Raw genomic sequence first — 18,225 nt, forward strand, 5'->3', positions numbered from 1 at the left:
CTATACAATCTCCGGATGAAAAAATTTTACTACTTCACAATCATTGCATTGCTGTTTTCGTTTGAGACAAATGCTCAAGATATTCAAAAAATACTGATCAAAGCATTTACTTCTCAGGATTCCTCCGACTACTATTTTAAAGTAGCCAAGAAAAGCATTAAAAACACAGCCGATGAAGCACAATACTATTTTTGTAAAAATGCCCGTTGTTGTGATTATAACCAATTAGACAGCTCGATAGTTTATGGTTTAAAAGCGGAGAAACTTCTCCTAAATGGCGATTTAAATTCGCTTTTGACACTTTACAACAATCTCTCTAAAGTATACAGAAAGCAAGGTCAGTATGACAAAGCAATAGATTATTCTCTCAAAGGTATCAGAGTAGCAGAAAAAGAAAAAAAGAACAACTGGATAGCTTTTTTTAACGCCAATTTATCATTAACCTATCACGATTTTGAAAGTTATGAAAAAGGTATTTTCTATGGCAAAAAATCTTTAAAATACTGGGAAAGTCAAAAAAAGAAAGACCCAAGTATGATTAGCAATTCATTAAATGCTATCGCCATCAATTTTGATGATTGGAACAAACCTGATAGTGCGCTTTTTTACCACAAAAAAGTATTCAAATACTATAAAGGAAAAGATACTCTTCATATTGGTGAAACCTACAATAATATCGGGAATACTTTGTTGAAGCAAAAAAAATACAAAGAAGCTCAAAAATGGATTAGCACAGCTCTTAAAATCAATGATAAGAACTTTGAAATCAATAATGGTATTAAAGACGGAAATTATTATTACACAAGAGCAACCAATTATACTAATTTGGCAACCATAGCCTATGAATTGGATGATTTTAATAGAGCAGAAAAATTATTTGAAACGGCTCGTGAATATGCTGAAAAAAGCAAAAATGCGGAGAAATTAAGAGATTTTTATTACCACAGAGCACAATTCAACAAGAAAAGAAATAACTTGTCTAAAGCCGTTCTTGATCAAGAACGTTATATCAATATTAGGGATTCAGTTTTTGACATAGAACGCGCCCAAACCTTTTCTGAACTGGAAGCCAAATACCAAAATGAGAAAAAAGAAAAACAGCTCTTACAGTCCAAAGCACAAGTTAGAGAACGAGAATTGCAAATCAAAAATAAGAACACCCAATTCCTAATTCTTGGGTTGATTTCATTGGCCTTGTTGTGTATTATTTATTTAGTTTATCGCCAACAAAAGCTAAAAATCAAACAGCAAGAGCAAGAGTTTGAGCTCAAATCGGCGATAGCCAAAATTGAAACCCAAAACAAGTTACAAGAACAACGATTAACAATTTCCAGAGATTTGCACGATAATATTGGTTCGCAACTAACGTTCATCATTTCTTCGGTAGACAATATCAAATATGCTTTTGATATTCAAAATGCTAAACTCGACAAGAAACTTTCCGGGATTAGCGATTTTGCCAAATCCACCATTATAGAGCTTCGTGATACAATTTGGGCAATGAATAAAAGCCAAATCACCTTCGAAGATTTGCAAACTCGAATCCACAATTTTATCGATAAAGCCAAAGAAGCAAAGAACGAAATTCAATTCAATTTTGTAGTCGATGCCGAATTAAAAGAGCGCCAATTCACTTCCATTGAAGGCATGAATATTTATCGAACTATTCAGGAAGCCATCAACAACAGCATTAAATATGCCGATGCCGAAAAGATTGAAATTCAAGTGAAAAAATCCGAGGACAAAATCCAAATTACCATTGAAGATAACGGAAATGGCTTCGATTTAAACACCACAGAAAAAGGAAATGGCTTGCTCAATATGCAAAAGCGAATCGCCGAAATCAATGGAAAATTCGAACTGCAAAGCTCAAGTTCAGGAACCAAAATCAGCATATTATTATAAGTTTAAGAACATGGAAAAAGGTTTGGTTTTATTCTTTTTATTCCTGATTTCAATATCGGTTAGGGCGCAAAATGCTCAAAATGTTATTGATGGTTTAAAGAAAGATTTAAAAGCCAATCCGGATGCCAAAAGAACCGCAACCATCTATTCTGATTTGACTTGGTATTATTCTAAAATCGACATTGATTCTGCGTTACATTATGGTGGAAAAGCAGCTGTTGAATCTAAGAAATTAAATGATTCGACCTTAATGGCACAGGTTTATAGCGATATAGGGGCGGTTTATTTTATCAAAGGTGATTTTGTCAATTCGAAAACCAATTATTTATCAGCATACAAAATCAGAAAACTCAGAAATGATCAGAAAGGCTTAGCTAAAATCAATAATAATTTAGCCAATATATACGAAAAAACACATCAGTATAAGCAAGCTATGACTTCTTTTTTAGAAGCCTTAGCCTATTTTGAAAATACAAAAGACGAAAAAAACACGAGTATTATCAAAGGCAACATCGGTCTGATTCATCTCAAATTAAAGAACTATCCAAAAGCGTTGCAATACATCAGCGATGTAATTCAGTACCAAGAAAAAAATGATTTCAAGGAAGAATTATGTGTTTCTTGTTTGAACCTCGGGAATGTTTATTTGCACATGCAAGACACGATTAACGCCTTGAAGTTTTATGACAAAAGTGTAAAAGCTTGCACGGCTGTTGGTAACAAAAAAGGGATTTCGAGTGGATTTAACAACATTGCTTCTATCAAATCGGAACAAAAAAAGTCTAAAGATGCTTTGGCACTCTATCAAAAGTCAAAAGAAGTCAGAGAAGAACTCAATTCCAATTTAGACAAAGCCAATTTCGATTTGAATTTGGCTCTAGAATTTGCCAGGAACAAAAAATATGAGAAAGCCAAAAAGTTGTTATTGACCACCAAACCATTTTTTGAGCAAACCAATCACAACGAAAAACTACAGAAGAACTACAAATCTTTAATCACTGTTTATGCTTATTTAAACAAACCCGACAGCGTTGACTATTATTTGGACAAATTGGCGGTTTTAAATGAACAATTATTACTCAGTAAAGTCGAAAAACAAACGACCGAATTAGAAACCAAATACCAAACCGAAAAGAAAGAAAGATTACTCCAAAAATCAAAAGCCGAAATTGCTACGCGTGAATTGGAAATCAGAAAAAAAGAAACCCAGTTTTTGATTTTAGGCTTAATTTCATTGGCATTATTAATCATTGTTTATTTGGTTTATCGCCAACAAAAGCTCAAAAACAAACAACAAGAACAAGAATTTGAACTCAAATCGGCAATAGCCAAAATTGAAACCCAAAACAAATTACAAGAACAGCGTCTTGATATTTCCAGAGATTTGCATGATAATATTGGGTCGCAATTGACTTTTATTATTTCCTCTGTCGACAATATTAAATATGCTTTTGATATTCAAAATGACAAGCTGGATTCGAAACTTTCCGGTATTAGTAATTTTGCAAAATCGACGATTATTGAGCTACGAGATACGATTTGGGCAATGAACAAGAGCGAAATCACTTTTGAAGATTTACAAGCCAGAATCCATAATTTTATTGACAAAGCACAAGAAGCAAAGGAAAATATTAAATTCAATTTTGAAGTTAATCACTCACTAAAAAAAATAAAATTCACTTCTGTTGAAGGAATGAATTTGTACAGAACGATTCAAGAAGCCATTAACAATAGTATCAAGTATGCGAATGCAAGAAGTATTGCTATAAGCATTCAACCAACTGAAATAGATGTTTTAATTACTATAATAGATGACGGAAAAGGCTTTGAGATAGGAAACACAGAATTCGGAAACGGCATCAATAATATGCGAAAACGCATTGCTGATATCGGTGGTTTATTTGATATAAAATCAAGTGTAGATAAAGGAACAGCTATAAGTATAAAGTTGGAAAAGCATTAAATTCCGAATCCAACGGTCTAAGATAAATACGTCATTTGACGTATTTTTTTTATCCTTTTAATTGGTCAAATTTGACTAATCAAGTGGTATTGATTTTTCAAAGAAAAAAACACTTAGGTTGTTTTTATTGTTGTCCTTTTCATTCTGGGATTTATTCAAGCTAAATCACTGGTTTGAAAAGGACTTTTTTTGCAAATCAGTATGTTACTTGAAAAAAAATAACCAAATTTGTTATACAATTTCAAGCCATGTCAACAAGAATAGCCATAGTAGACGATAATGTTTTTTTACAAAAAGCAGTTGCTGAAAAGCTATCTTTTTTTGACGATTTGATTTTAAAATTTACGGCCATCGACGGCAATGATTTGCAGAAAAAATTAGAGGCCAATAAATGCATCGATTTGATTTTGATGGATATCGAAATGCCTGTTTGTAACGGAATCGAAGCTACCAAAATCATCAAAACCAAATACCCTCAAATTAAAATCATTATGCTGACGGTTTTTGATAACGATGAAAATATTTTCAATGCCATCAAAGCCGGAGCAGACGGTTATTTGCTCAAAGAAGTCAATCCGAAAGAATTACATCAAGGCATTATAGAAACCTTAAATGGTGGCGCCGCTATGAATCCTTCCATTGCTTTGAAAACATTGAAATTACTAAGAAATCCGGTTGATTTTGAACAAAAATCGGAACAAGAAATTAAATTAACCACAAGAGAAGTTGAGGTTTTAGAACAACTCAGCAAAGGATTAAACTACAATGTTATTGCCGACAATCTTTATCTTTCACCATCAACCGTTAGAAAGCATATTGAGAATATTTATACCAAATTGCAGGTGCATAATAAACTCGAAGCGATTCAAAAAGCCAAGAACAACAATTTGATTTAAAGTAAATTGAAAGAATATTTTTCTTAAAATACGGCAACTGTCGTATTTTTTTTTGTTTAAAGGCAAGGTAGATTTGTCTCATAACATAAAAATATAAATACAATGAAATCAAAAAATTATTTTTCGAAAATGGTTACGGCACTATTTTTTTTATTGGCATTCAATAGTAAAGCAAATAACGTCGAGATTACGGGAACGTCCGTTTCGGGTTCAAATATTACTTTCAATATCAGTTGGGAAAACAGTTGGAATGCCAGTGTTGCTCCGGCTAATTGGGATGCCGTATGGGTATTTGTCAAATTTCAGGATTGTAACACACGTTTGTGGGCGCATGCAGGTTTAAGTTCGGTTGCAGGGGATCATTCGGCAGCTTCGCCGTTGCAAGTAGATCCAGTAACTGACGGAAAAGGCGTTTTCATTAGAAGAAGTGCTATCGGTGGCGGTAATGTTTCTGCAACAAGTATTACATTAAAAATGACTATTCCGGCAGGAACATATAACTACAAAGTTTTTGGAATTGAAATGGTAAATGTACCTCAAAGTGCTTTCGAAATTGGAGATGGTTTGAGTGTAGCAACATTTAACAGTATAAGTGTTACGGCTACTACTCAATCTGCGGGAGTAACTTCTTCAGTAATCGGAGGTGGCGGACCACCAGTGCCGGCAACTTTTCCAATGGGATATAATTCATTTTATGTGATGAAATATGAAATCTCTCAATTACAATATGTTGAATTTTTAAACTCATTAACTTTTGCGCAACAACAGTCAAGAGTTACCTCAGATCCAACGAGTGTGGCGGGAACGTATGTTGCTTTTGGTAGTTATGCTTACCGAAACGGAATCGTAATTGAAACACCAGGGAATAATGCTGCAATTCCGGCTATTTTTGCTTGTGATGCCACTGCTAATGTGGTCAACAATAATAATGATGGACAAAGTGTAGCCATGAACAATTTGAGCTGGGCAGATTTAGCAGCTTATTTAGATTGGTCGGCTTTAAGACCAATGACAGAGTTGGAATTTGAAAAAATTTGCCGTGGTATAACACCTCGTGTGTCTGGTGAATATCCATGGGGAGATACTAACATTAATCCTTATTACAGTACTACAGTTATTAATCCATTGCAGCCAAATGAAATGGCAAATACTGTTTTGAATGGAAGATGTGCTCACGCTTTAGGAACTTCAAGTGGAGCGTATGGTCCATTGAAAGTGGGTGTTTTTGCAACTGCTTCTTCTGGGCGATCTTCCGCAGGTGCTTCTTATTATGGAGCAATGGAAATGGGAGGAAATGTTGTTGAGAGAACAGTATGTGTTGCTAATGCATCTGGAACTGCTTTTAATGGAACACTTGGAGACGGAACTTTAACTTCAATAGGAGATGCTAATCAGGCAACTTGGCCTTCAGTTACAACAGCAACGGGTATAGGACAAAGAGGAGGAGATTATGTTAATGTGGCAACTAATGTTAGAACTTCTGATAGAACTTATGCCAGTACTACAAATGCTGCCAGAAATTATACTTATGGCGGACGTGGCGTAAGATAACATTCTGATTTGATGTGCATTTCGATTTCTGAAATGTAATAAAATGAATTATAATAATTTAAAATCAAATTAGATGAAAACAACAAAAATATATTTAGTTGTTTGCTTAACATTTCTTTTGACACAGTTTAACACATTTGCTCAATATAACGGAGGAAACTCCGGCGGAGCTACAATTAATGAGTTAAGTGGAGCCAGTTGTTCAATTCCAGCGCATTTTTATGCCTATTTAGGAGGAATTAATGATGGTTCAGGTGTTGAAGAATTAAGTACAACAGCGTGTGGAACTGCGCCATCTCAATATGCCTATATGGGTGGGATTAATGATGGTGCAGGAACAGAAGAATTAAGCGCAATTGCCTGTGGAATTCCGCCTTCTTTCTATGCCTACATGGGAGGTGATAATGATGGTGCCGGAGTAGAAACTATAGAGAATTCAGTTTGTGCATTTCCCCCACATTTCTATGCTTATTTTGGAGGAGAAGGCGATGGCTACACTATGGATGTTACGGCACCAATTTGCCCAACACAACCGCCAGTAGCAAGTTTTACTGCTTCTACAACGGCTTTGTGCGTAGGTCAATCCGTAACGTTTACAGATACCTCTACGAATATACCATTTGTGTGGAGTTGGATTTTTGAAGGTGGAACACCAGCAACATCAACAGCACAAAATCCAACGGTTACATACAGCACTGCAGGGACTTATGCAGTAACATTTACTGCTACCAATTACAATGGCGGTGACAACGTTACTTTTACTAATTATATAACAGTAACTGCTGTTCCTGTAATTAGTACTACAACTCCAGTGAGTAGATGTGATGCCGGTACAGTAACTTTACAAGCAACGGCTACGATAGGAACCTTAAATTGGTATGATGCACCAACATTAGGTAACTTAGTAGGAACAGGCACAAGTTTTACCACGCCGAGTATTTCAACCACTACCATTTATTATGTAGAATCAGTGGTTGGTTCTTGTACGTCAACAAGAGTTTCAGTTACTGCAACGGTAAATTCTACTCCTTCATTGACTGCTACAACCCCTGCCGCCAGATGTGGAACAGGTAATATTTCGTTAACTGCTACAGCAACAACAGGAACCATAAGATGGTATGATTTACCAACAAACGGAACCCTGCTTTCCACAGGTGACACGTTGAATTTAGTTGGCCTCACTACAACAACAATTTATTATGTTGAAGTGACGAATGGTTTCTGTACATCGCCAAGAACTGCAGTTACAGCTACGATTAATTCGGTTCCAAGCGTAACTTCAACAACACCAGCGAGTAGATGTGATTCAGGAACTTTAACATTGCAAGCAACAGCTTCTGGTGGAACCTTAAATTGGTATGATGCACCTACATTAGGAAATTTAGTTGGAACCGGAACCACTTTTATAACGCCAAGTATTTCAGCAACTACTATTTATTATGTTGAAACTACTTCGGGTATCTGTAATTCTGTAAGAACAGCAGTCACAGCAACAGTAAATGCTACGCCAATTATTATTTCCACTACACCTAACAGCCGATGTGATGCCGGTACAGTAACTCTACAAGCAAGCGCAAGTGTTGGGGCTTTAAATTGGTACAATGCACCAACATTAGGAACATTAGTTGGCACCGGAAATTCATTTACGACTCCTAGTATAGCTGCAACAACAAATTATTATGTGGAAGCGGTAAATGGTCTTTGTTCTTCTGCAAGAACTTTGGTTGTTGCCACAGTTAATAACAGTCCAACGATTACGTCAACAACTCCAATGAGTATTTGTAGTGGCGACTCATTTACAATTGTTGCTACAGCAAGTGCAGGAACTGTAAACTGGTATAATTTACCTGCGGGAGGAACGTTATTGGCAACCGGTAGTAATTATTCTTTGGGAAGTTTGGGAGCTACTGCTACTTATTATGCGCAGGCCATTAATGGAAATTGTTCATCAGGAAGAACGGCGGTGGAAGTAACAGTGACCAACAGACCTACAAATACATCTTCAACTCCGGCTTCACGATGTGGCAATGGTTCGGTAACGTTATCGGCTACTTTTTCTTCGGGAACAGTTAATTGGTATGATGCGCCAACATTAGGAAACTTAGTAGGAACAGGTTCAAATTTTACCACACCAAGTTTATCTGTGACGACAAATTATTATGCGGAAGCCATTAATGCGAGTTGCACTTCTTTGGTTAGAACTGCGGTTACTGCCACTGTAAATGAACAGCCAATATTACTTTCGACCATTCCGGCAAGTAGATGTGGAAATGGTTCAGTAACATTACAAGCAACGGCAAATGTCGGAACAATAAATTGGTATAATGCTCCAACTGGCGGTACACTAGTTGCTACAGGTGGAAGTTTTACTACTCCTGTTTTAGGCATGACAACACCTTATTATGTTGAAGTAGTAAATGGCACTTGTGCTTCTGCGCGAACTACTGTGACAGCTACTGTTTATATTGTGGCAACAATAACATCAACAACTCCGGGAAGCAGATGTGATACAGGAACTTTGACCTTGAATGCAACTGCTAATTTAGGAACTTTAAATTGGTATGATGCACCAACATTAGGGAATTTGGTAGGAACAGGTACTAGCTTTACCACACCAAGTATCTCTGTTTCTACAAATTATTATGTAGAAGCAACGAATGGAACTTGTACATCATCACGAGTGGCAGTTACCGCTTCGATTGTTCCAACTGATGCTCCGACAGGATTGGCAAATCAAACATTCTGTGCAGGTGAAACAGTAGGGTTAATCAATGTTGTTGGTGCCAACGTCATTTGGTACGATGCGCCTTCAAATGGTAATGTTGTTTCATCAGGAACACCATTAGTTTCGGGAACAGTTTATTATGGTTCGCAAACGGTAGGTGCTTGCGAAAGTCCAACTAGAATTGCTGTTACGATGACTTTAGGTGGTTGTTTGGGAAGAGAAGAATTTGAAGCGAATAATTTAAAGGTTTATCCTAATCCTGTTGTTGATGTCTTAAACATCTCTTTTACAGGTATTATAGCTAAAGTTGAAGTGGTGAATCTACTTGGTCAATTAGTTGACGCCAAGTTTAACAATGCTACTGAAAGTCAAATCGATATGTCAAGACTGGCTAGTGGTACCTATTTAATCAGAATAACAATAGACGATAATGTCAAAACCGTTAAAGTGATTAAAAAATAATTAATAATTTAAATGGAAAAGCCACCTGTAAAGGTGGCTTTTTTTATAACTTATTTTCCAAACTTTGCCAACCACCACCATTAATTACTTCAACGCCGACAGATTTTAAGATTGAAACTGCTTGTGCACTGCGCATTCCGGAGCGACAACAAACAATGACCGGTTTGTCTAATTTTTTGATTTCGTTTAATTTACCGTTAATAGTGTCTAACGGAATGTTTTTAGATCCTTTGATGTGTCCGTCACGAAATTCACCAACGGTTCTTACATCAATAATAACAGCGGCTTTGTTTACAAAATCTTGAATACTTTCTGATTTGCTTCCTAAACCAAACATGCTTAATAGTCCCATATTGTAATTTTTTCAGCAAAGGTATTTGGTTGAGATTTGTTTCGCAGTAACAAAGGTTACATTAGTGCTGTAAACTTACTTTTTCTAAAAAAAGCCCCAGTCCGCCCGAGATTAAATGGGCAATTTCTGGACGATTTTGTTTTACTTTTTCGAGTTGTACTAACACATCATGAAGTAAAGTAGTATTATTGGTTTTATCGCAAAATTCTGCAATTTCAACACCAAGTAACCAATCATTAGGATGCTTTTCTTTTAGAATATCAAATGTTTTTTCGATTGAAATTACCGCAGGTTTTCCTTCGCGAATGTTTCTGATGTTGAGGTATAAGCCTTCTAATTCTTCCCTTTCAGGCGATTTTTTAGCTTTAATAGTATGACTTGAAGGTACATGATTAACCATGTCAAAACTATTCACATCAGCCGGACCTGAAAAAGCAGAAGTTACTTTTTTGCCTACAGCCATATCATAAACACCCCATTCAGGTTGGAATAAAACAATATCGTTGTGTGTTACAGTACAATTTTTAAAACTAATGATGATGATTTCGCCTTGAAGGTTTCTTGAACCGGTAATAATTTCTCCGGTAACGGTAATGTTGCCTTCAAATTCTAAAGTCACTTTTTCGGCTTCATAAATGTCATAAGCTCTTAAATCTCTTGGGCTCATATCTTCAATCGCCAAGTTGATGCCTTTTAGTTTTCCAATTGGAGAACCAAAACCTTCCGCGTGGTATTGTGTGCCGTGGCCTACTAATTCTTTTTCACGATAGGACAAAGCAGTTTTGCCGTTAGTTTGCACATAAACCGGTTTTCCTTCATGTTCAATAACATTGGTAAACAAACCTGAAATCTGAATTCCGGTACTCAATTCAATCGTTCCTAATGACTTGGAATTAATCAATTTTTGAATACCAGATAAACCTCCGGTACGCAATGCCATCGTGTTAGCAAACTCTTCCAAAACCAAACTTAATTCAGCAAAATCAGGCGTTACATACAACTGTGGTTGCGGTTTAGTAATGTCAAAACTTTGGTCTGCTGCCGAAATATCATAAGGGATTTTGGTGACATTGTCTGTCATGCACCAAGCACTTTCGCCTATCGAGGAAAGCAAACCGGCACCATAAATTTTTGGGTTATCAACCGTTCCGATTAAGCCATATTCTACAGTCCACCAATGCAGGTTTCTGATGCGGGACATTTCAGAGAGTTCTCCCATGTTATTTTGCAGAAACTCGACTTGGTCTTCGGCTTTCTTTATGTCGCTGGCAGGTGTTCCTTCCGCTTCTTTTAGGATAGATAATAAACGAATCGCTTCATACATTTCATAATCGCGCGAAGACGAAATGGCTTTACAACCAATTTCCCCAAAACGACGCAAATATTCCGCGTATTCCGGATTGGCAATAATAGGAGCGTGACCCGCGCCTTCGTGAATGATGTCCGGAGCCGGAGTATATTCGATGTGTTCTAGTTGACGAATGTCTGAAGCAATCACCAAAACGTTATACGCTTGAAATTCCATAAATGCATTGGGTGGAATAAATCCGTCCACAGCTACGGCAGCCCAACCGATTTCTTTCAAAATACGATTCATGCCATACATGTTCGGAATATTATCCACTTCCAAACCGGTTTTTTTCAAGCCTTCTAAATAAGATTCATGGGCAACTTTTGAAAGATAATCTACATTTTTACGCATCACATAACGCCAAACAGCCTGATTAATCGGAGTGTAATCGTCATAATCTTGCGGTTTGATAAACTGTTTCAAGTGCTTTGGTAATCTGTCAATCAAAGGGTTGCTTTCAAAATGGGCTTCCATAAATCTGGTTTTGTTGTGTTCGTAAATTTACAAATCTTAGGACAAACAAGTGTGATAAAAATCATAAAAAACTTTGAACAGCAATATTTTTAGGAGCTTAATCCGGCTTTCCATTATATCTTTTTCTTTTGCAAAGAAAAAGGATGCCATTGCAATCCGGGCTAGGAAAATCTGTCGTAATAAAAAAACCGTAACGTCTTGGTTACGGTTTATAGCTTAATCTGCCAACTGAATATTGAACACTGCCTACTTTTTCTGCGGTGGATATTGCTCTAATATTTTAGTCACAAACTCCTTAATCACTTCGTCTTTTTTATTGGTGTCTTTGGTTAAAACACCCTCGCCTTCACCTTGCCAAATCAGTTCTTTTTTCTTGGCATCAATAATATCGATGTAAAGTGTTCCTTCGGTGTGTCTCGATACAGAAGTGTTTCCGCCCCACAAGTAAGGATTCCAACCCCAGCCCCAGCCATAACCCCAGCCGGCATTGAATTGGTTTACATTAACTTCTTCTCTTTCCTTAGTAAAAAAAGAAACTAATAAGTCTGGTGTTTCGCTTTTAGAAAATCCTTTGGCTTCCATGGTTTCGTCAATAGAGCGAAGAATTCGTTTTTTATCCAAATCGGAAATCTCGGCTTTGTCAATTCCGGTTTTGTGAAAAGCATAAGTTTTATAAGGTGCAAAATCTACTTGCTTGTCATAATCGGAATTCACTTTGATGGAACTACACGATGCGAGAACAAAGAGTAGGAGTAACGGTAAAATTTTAATTGATTTCATATTTGTTTTTTTTTAGATTTTAGGCTTAGCTTCGCTCTGTTCGACCTTCGGTCTCGGATCTTAGATTGTTAGATTCGAAATTAATCATGATTATCTTGTCTAAGTCAGTCCAATAATCTAAAATTCTAACAATCCATCATCAACTATATTAGGGATGGTAACTTTTAATAAAGGTTGCGTCTGCATCGCTCTCTTAATAGCGAAAATGGCACCTTCATTTCGGGCCCAACTTCTTCGGGAAATCCCGTTGTTTACATCCCAGAAAAGCATTGATTCTAAACGTCTTGACGCTTCTTTTGAACCATCAAGAACCATACCAAAACCACCATTTATAACTTCGCCCCAACCAACACCGCCGCCGTTATGAATCGATACCCAAGTTGCGCCACGGAAACTGTCTCCGATAACGTTGTGAATCGCCATATCAGCAGTAAATCTGGAACCGTCATAGATATTGGAAGTTTCTCTGTATGGAGAATCCGTTCCGGAAACGTCATGGTGATCTCGACCTAAAACTACGTAACCAATTTCGCCACGAGCAATCGCTTGGTTGAAAGCTTCGGCTATTTTGATTCGACCTTCCGCATCGGCGTAAAGGATTCTAGCTTGTGAACCTACGACTAGTTTATTTTCTTGTGCGCCTTTAATCCATTGGATGTTATCGGCCATTTGTTGTTGGATTTCTTCAGGGGAGTTTTTCATCATTTCTTCCAAAACATCACAGGCAATTTTGTCAGTCTTGGCTAAATCATCCGGATTTCCTGAAGCACAAACCCATCGAAATGGTCCGAATCCGTAGTCAAAACACATGGGTCCCATGATATCCTGCACATAACTTGGGTATTTGAAATCGATGTGATTTTCTGCCATAATATCAGCTCCGGCACGAGAAGCTTCCAATAAGAATGCATTTCCGTAATCAAAGAAATAAGTTCCTTTGGCGGTGTGTTTGTTGATGGCTGCGGCGTGACGGCGCAGTGTTTTTTGGACTTCTTCTTTGAATTTCTCCGGATTATTCGCCATCAAATCATTGGACTCCTCGAAAGTATATCCGGTAGGATAATAACCACCAGCCCAAGGATTGTGAAGTGATGTTTGGTCGGAACCTAAATCGATGTGTAAATTCTCTTGGTCAAAGCGTTCCCAAACATCAACGACATTTCCTAAATAAGCAATCGAAACTACCTCTTGATTGTCTAATGCCTTTTTAACTCTTGGTACTAAATCTTCTATTTTTTCAATTACTTCGTTGATCCAACCTTGGGAATGGCGAATGTGTGTAATTTTTGGATTGACTTCGGCACAAACGGTTACGCAGCCTGCTATGTTTCCGGCTTTGGGTTGGGCACCACTCATTCCGCCAAGTCCAGAAGTCACGAATAAACCGCCTTTTGGCGATTTTTTTATTTTTCGGAAGCCGTTTAAAACCGTAATGGTTGTTCCGTGAACGATGCCCTGCGGACCGATATACATATAGCTTCCCGCGGTCATTTGACCATATTGAGAAACGCCCAACGCATTCATTTTTTCCCAATCATCCGGTTTGGAATAATTTGGAATGACCATCCCGTTGGTCACTACGACTCTTGGTGCTTCAGTATGCGATGGGAATAATCCCATTGGGTGACCGGAATACATGACTAAAGTTTGTTCTTCGGTCATTTCGGACAAGTATTTCATGGTCAAAAGATATTGCGCCCAGTTCTGGAATACCGCTCCGTTTCCGCCATAAGTGATTAACTCGTGCGGGTGTTGTGCCACGGCGTAATCCAAATTGTTTTGAATCATCAGCATGATGGCTTTCGCTTGTTCGCATTTTCCCGGGTATTCTGAAATAGGGCGCGCATACATTTTGTAATCGGGGCGAAGGCGGTACATGTAGATGCGACCGTAAGTTTCCAGTTCGGCTTTGAATTCCGGAATTAAAGTCGCATGGTGATGCGGTTCGAAATAGCGTAAGGCATTTTTTAACGCTAATTTTTTCTCGTCATCAGAGAGTATTTCTTTGCGTTTGGGTGCGTGATTGATTTCGGGTTCGTAAGGTTTTGGATTTGGTAAAACCGTTGGGATTCCTTGTAGTATTTGTTCTTGGAAAGTCATATTTTTTAGTTGCTGAGGTTCTGAGGGACTAAGGTTCTGAGTTTTTTTTGTGTTTCTAAGTTGTTGCGTTAGGGATAGAGGCGATATCCTCGAAGAGATAAAGCCGATAGCCCGACCTGAAAGGGAACGCCATTTTTTTTATTACTGAACACTGCGACTGAACACTGTTTACTTTTTTTTAATTGTTCCTGTTTTTTTATCAAATCCGTACGGACAATGACGGCAACCGCTTCGGCAGCAATAGCCGCGTTTTAAATGGTATTTTTCGGTGAAACATCGGTAACCTTCGGGTGTTAAGTAATAATCTTCGCCTTCGATTAATTTATTTTCATTATTTTGCTCGTTCATAGGCACAAATTTAAAGACTTTATCAGTAATGATTATAATCGTTTCGAAATATTTAATTCCAAAAGGTTTCAGAGGACTGACTGTTTTTCCGTTTGTGGTTTTTAAGTATCGGGAAAGTACAAGCGATTTGACTTTAATGAATCATGAAAAGATTCATTTGCGCCAGCAATTGGAGTTGTTGGTTTTGCCTTTTTTTATTTGGTATGGACTGGAGTTTTTGATCCGACTTTCATTGCTGAAAAATAGACATCTTGCCTACAGATCTATTTCCTTTGAAAAGGAAGCTTATCAGAACGAGAACAATATAATTTATTTGTCCGAGCGTAAGTTGTTTTCGTTTTTAAAGTTTCTTTAAACACCTCTTTTTTTATAAATTCATAGTTCGATTTTTCCTTTAGTAATAGATTGTATTTGTGAATTTGACATTCGCAAAGTTAAACAAAAATGGAAGTTAAGTTGTTTTAAGAAGTAAGAAATGGTGCATATTGCAATTAAAATAATGTAATTAAACTATAAAAATCGCAATTTGTCGACATTATTTTTGTTTCATTAAATATTATATTGTAGGTTTGTTGAAGAAATCAGAAAGAAAATTATAGGCCAATTGAAGCTTGCTAAAATGAAATATTCAAAAAATGAATCTCCTATTTTAATTCGGCAATAATTGGGCTGTAAGTTTTAAATACCACCTTTTGAATTAACCCCTAAATTTAAAAGACATGAAAAAAAATCTTTACTTGACCTTAATCTTGTTATCATTTCAGGCTCATTCTCAAATAGGAATTGGTACTGACACACCAGTTGCTACTTTAGATGTAAGAGAAATAGATCCTGCCACACCAACCGCCGAAGCGGGCATCGCTATTCCACAGGTAAGTGTTTTGCCTTCCTCGGGAAATAGATCCGGGCAAATTATTTTTTTAACTTCCAATAATACTTATTGCTTTTATGCCGGTTCTGACTGGAAGCCGATGTATGCTCAGGTTTACAATTTTGGTGATGTCAAACATGGTTTTCAAACGGGTGATCACAATGGATGGGTTTTGTTAGACGGAAGAGCTAAAAGTAGTTTGACTGTCAATCAACAAGCTGCCGCTACCGCTTTAGGTATTGGAACTAACCTGCCTAATCTTGCTGATAAAAGCATTGTTGGTGTTAGTGATACTAAAACACTTAATACTATCGGAGGAAGTTCTTCGGTAACTATCGACCAGAATCAATTGCCCAATGTTACTTTGACAACTAGTACTAATGGAGATCATACGCACAATACAGGAGCGGATGGAAGTGCTCTGTTAACATCGGTTTTGGGGATATCATTAGGATCAGTAGTTCGGCCTACAAGTGAAAGTCGCTCTACCACTTCGAGTGGTTCGCATTCGCATACAACATCCTCTATCAACGGAGGTGTTGCTCAGCAATCGGTTACGGTTCAAAACCCTTATTTAGCGATAAACGGATTTATTTATCTAGGCTTATAAAGAATACACTTTCCCCCAAAAGTGTATTTTTTGTAACTTATAAATATTTAAAAAAGTGTATTATGAAAAACCTACTTTGCATATTACTTTTATCTGTTTCCTTTGTGTCTACATCGCAACTTTATGTGAGTGACAACAGCTTTATATACAATAAGGGAAGGCTGATTTATGTGAAAGGAAAAATTGAACTTAACGGTGCAAGTCATTTGTATTTGAGAAATAACGGCCAATTGATTCAGGGAACTACAAGCGCTTCAGTCAACACAGGAACTGGGAAATTGTCTGTTTTTCAAGAGGGTACCGTCAATAATTTTTGTTATAATTATTGGTGTTCTCCGGTGGGTAATGCTTCAACGAATTCCGGCAATGAAGATTTTGGGATTACCATGTTAAATGTGCCGATTTCAAAGACAATGAGCAATCCGGCAACGATGAATAGTGGTTTAAATGGTGTTAGCGGTACAGGAAGTTTGTCGATTGCGAGTTATTGGATATGGAAATTTTTATCTTCCTCTAGTTATTCGCAATGGTTTCATTCCGGTGCCAATACCAATATAAGTGCTGGGCAAGGGTTTACGATGAAAGGAACAAGTGGTTTTGATCTTACAGATGTTGGTGAAACTGCAGTGAATAATTTTGGAAATGCCCAAAGATACGATTTCAGAGGGAAGCCTAACGATGGAAATATCACCGTTAATGTAGCGGCCAATGGTTTTACTCTGACCGGAAATCCTTATCCTTCAGCACTGCATGTGAATGCTTTTTTATTGGATGAAGCTAATTCGGCTTGTGATGGAGTAGCTTATTATTGGGAACAAGATAAAACGGTCAATTCGCATGTTTTGTCAGAGTACCAAGGCGGTTACGGAACTTATTCGCCTATTAGTTTGGAATCCGATGGCGTTTATGTTCCTGCAACATACAATACTTATAATGTAGATGGAACGTTGAATAATGCCGGAGCTTCTTCCGGATTGAGTGTGGAAAGAAAATATGCGCCTATTGGACAAGGGTTCATGGTGAAGGGTGTTTTTGACGGGAATTTGACACTCAAAAATGAGTATCGCGTTTATAAGAAAGAAGGTGACTATTCGCAATTTCAACGTCAGATGGGTAATTTGACTACAGAGACCAATGAAGTGATTGGTATTCCGCAAATTCATATCAATACGATTATGAACAATCAATATACCAGCCAAATTGCATTAGCATTTGTACCAATGGCAACAGACGGAGTTGATGTTGGTATTGATGCTAAAAGTCCAGTTGATAACAACGTTCCTAATGATGTTTATTTCTTTTTGAATAATGAAAAATTTGTTATTCAGGGAGTGGCTTTTGATGTTGATAAAAGAATTTCTTTAGGTGTTAAATCAACTAATAATGCTACTTTTAAGTTTGATGCTTCTCAGGTTTTGAATGTTGATGAAACCCAACCGATATACCTGTATGATGCGCAAGATGAATCGTATCATGAGATTAGAAATAACATCTATGAACTAGTTTTGCCAACCGGAATTTACAATAATCGTTTTGAGATTACATTTAAAGACAATTCTTTGAATAACAATAATAACGACATTAAATCTGATGTTGGTGTTTTTCAAAATAATAGCGCTCAAATGCTGATCATCTCTAATCCAAATTCGATTGCATTGCGTTCGCTTAGTTTTTATGATTTAAGCGGAAAGTTGATTTTCAATAAAGAAAATTTAGATTCTCGGGAAAACTATCAATTTTCAACCAGCGGATTGAGTAATGGTGTTTATCTGATTGAAGTAACTGCAAGTGATGAAAGGAGAATGGTTCAAAAAGTAATGATTACCTCTTTATAAAA

General features: G+C 37.1%; 12 protein-coding genes. 7 read left to right on the forward strand and 5 right to left on the reverse strand.

What is annotated here, in order from left to right; translation table 11 throughout:
• Positions 1-15: 15 nt before the first annotated feature.
• The 5 genes from B3C16_RS14655 (at position 16) to B3C16_RS14675 (ending at position 9,502) form a co-directional block, all read left to right on the forward strand.
• Entirely contained in the window at positions 16-1,905 is a 1,890-nt protein-coding gene (locus tag B3C16_RS14655) for a tetratricopeptide repeat-containing sensor histidine kinase (RefSeq protein ID WP_291132917.1), read from the forward strand.
• Positions 1,847-3,868, forward strand: coding sequence for a tetratricopeptide repeat-containing sensor histidine kinase (locus B3C16_RS14660; RefSeq protein ID WP_291132919.1), 2,022 nt, complete (start codon positions 1,847-1,849; stop codon positions 3,866-3,868). The genes B3C16_RS14655 and B3C16_RS14660 overlap by 59 nt, the downstream gene beginning before the upstream one ends.
• A gap of 248 nt (positions 3,869-4,116) precedes the next feature.
• Positions 4,117-4,764, forward strand: coding sequence for a response regulator (locus tag B3C16_RS14665; protein WP_291132921.1), 648 nt, complete (start codon positions 4,117-4,119; stop codon positions 4,762-4,764).
• Positions 4,765-4,866: 102 nt separating this feature from the next.
• The gene (locus tag B3C16_RS14670) at positions 4,867-6,315 is read left to right on the forward strand and encodes an SUMF1/EgtB/PvdO family nonheme iron enzyme (protein WP_291132923.1); all 1,449 of its coding nucleotides are present in this window, start codon (positions 4,867-4,869) and stop codon (positions 6,313-6,315) included.
• A gap of 73 nt (positions 6,316-6,388) precedes the next feature.
• On the forward strand, positions 6,389-9,502 hold the full coding sequence (locus B3C16_RS14675; RefSeq protein ID WP_291132925.1) for a T9SS type A sorting domain-containing protein: 3,114 nt from the start codon (positions 6,389-6,391) through the stop codon (positions 9,500-9,502).
• A 43-nt stretch (positions 9,503-9,545) separates the two neighbouring features.
• Here the strand turns inward: B3C16_RS14675 and B3C16_RS14680 are convergent, their stop codons facing one another.
• From B3C16_RS14680 to B3C16_RS14700, 5 genes are all read right to left on the reverse strand, one after another.
• Positions 9,546-9,854 (reverse strand): rhodanese-like domain-containing protein, encoded by a 309-nt coding sequence (locus B3C16_RS14680; protein ID WP_121311707.1) that lies wholly within the window; start codon positions 9,852-9,854, stop codon positions 9,546-9,548.
• Positions 9,855-9,915: 61 nt separating this feature from the next.
• Positions 9,916-11,679 (reverse strand): aromatic amino acid hydroxylase, encoded by a 1,764-nt coding sequence (locus B3C16_RS14685; RefSeq protein WP_121311706.1) that lies wholly within the window; start codon positions 11,677-11,679, stop codon positions 9,916-9,918.
• A gap of 246 nt (positions 11,680-11,925) precedes the next feature.
• Positions 11,926-12,459 (reverse strand): DUF4136 domain-containing protein, encoded by a 534-nt coding sequence (locus B3C16_RS14690; protein WP_121311705.1) that lies wholly within the window; start codon positions 12,457-12,459, stop codon positions 11,926-11,928.
• Between the two features lie 117 nt (positions 12,460-12,576).
• Positions 12,577-14,559: a urocanate hydratase gene (locus B3C16_RS14695; RefSeq protein ID WP_291132927.1), complete on the reverse strand. Its 1,983-nt coding sequence runs from the start codon at positions 14,557-14,559 to the stop codon at positions 12,577-12,579.
• A 168-nt stretch (positions 14,560-14,727) separates the two neighbouring features.
• On the reverse strand, positions 14,728-14,907 hold the full coding sequence (locus B3C16_RS14700; protein ID WP_121311703.1) for a DUF5522 domain-containing protein: 180 nt from the start codon (positions 14,905-14,907) through the stop codon (positions 14,728-14,730).
• A 719-nt stretch (positions 14,908-15,626) separates the two neighbouring features.
• Here B3C16_RS14700 and B3C16_RS14710 point away from each other — a divergent pair.
• Entirely contained in the window at positions 15,627-16,388 is a 762-nt protein-coding gene (locus B3C16_RS14710; protein ID WP_291132931.1) for a hypothetical protein, read from the forward strand.
• A 62-nt stretch (positions 16,389-16,450) separates the two neighbouring features.
• Positions 16,451-18,223: a T9SS type A sorting domain-containing protein gene (locus tag B3C16_RS14715; RefSeq protein WP_291132933.1), complete on the forward strand. Its 1,773-nt coding sequence runs from the start codon at positions 16,451-16,453 to the stop codon at positions 18,221-18,223.
• Positions 18,224-18,225 lie beyond the last annotated feature (2 nt).

The sequence above is a fragment of the Flavobacterium sp. UBA7682 genome, assembly GCF_002482945.1.
In the GTDB taxonomy this organism is placed as follows: Bacteria; Bacteroidota; Bacteroidia; order Flavobacteriales; family Flavobacteriaceae; genus Flavobacterium.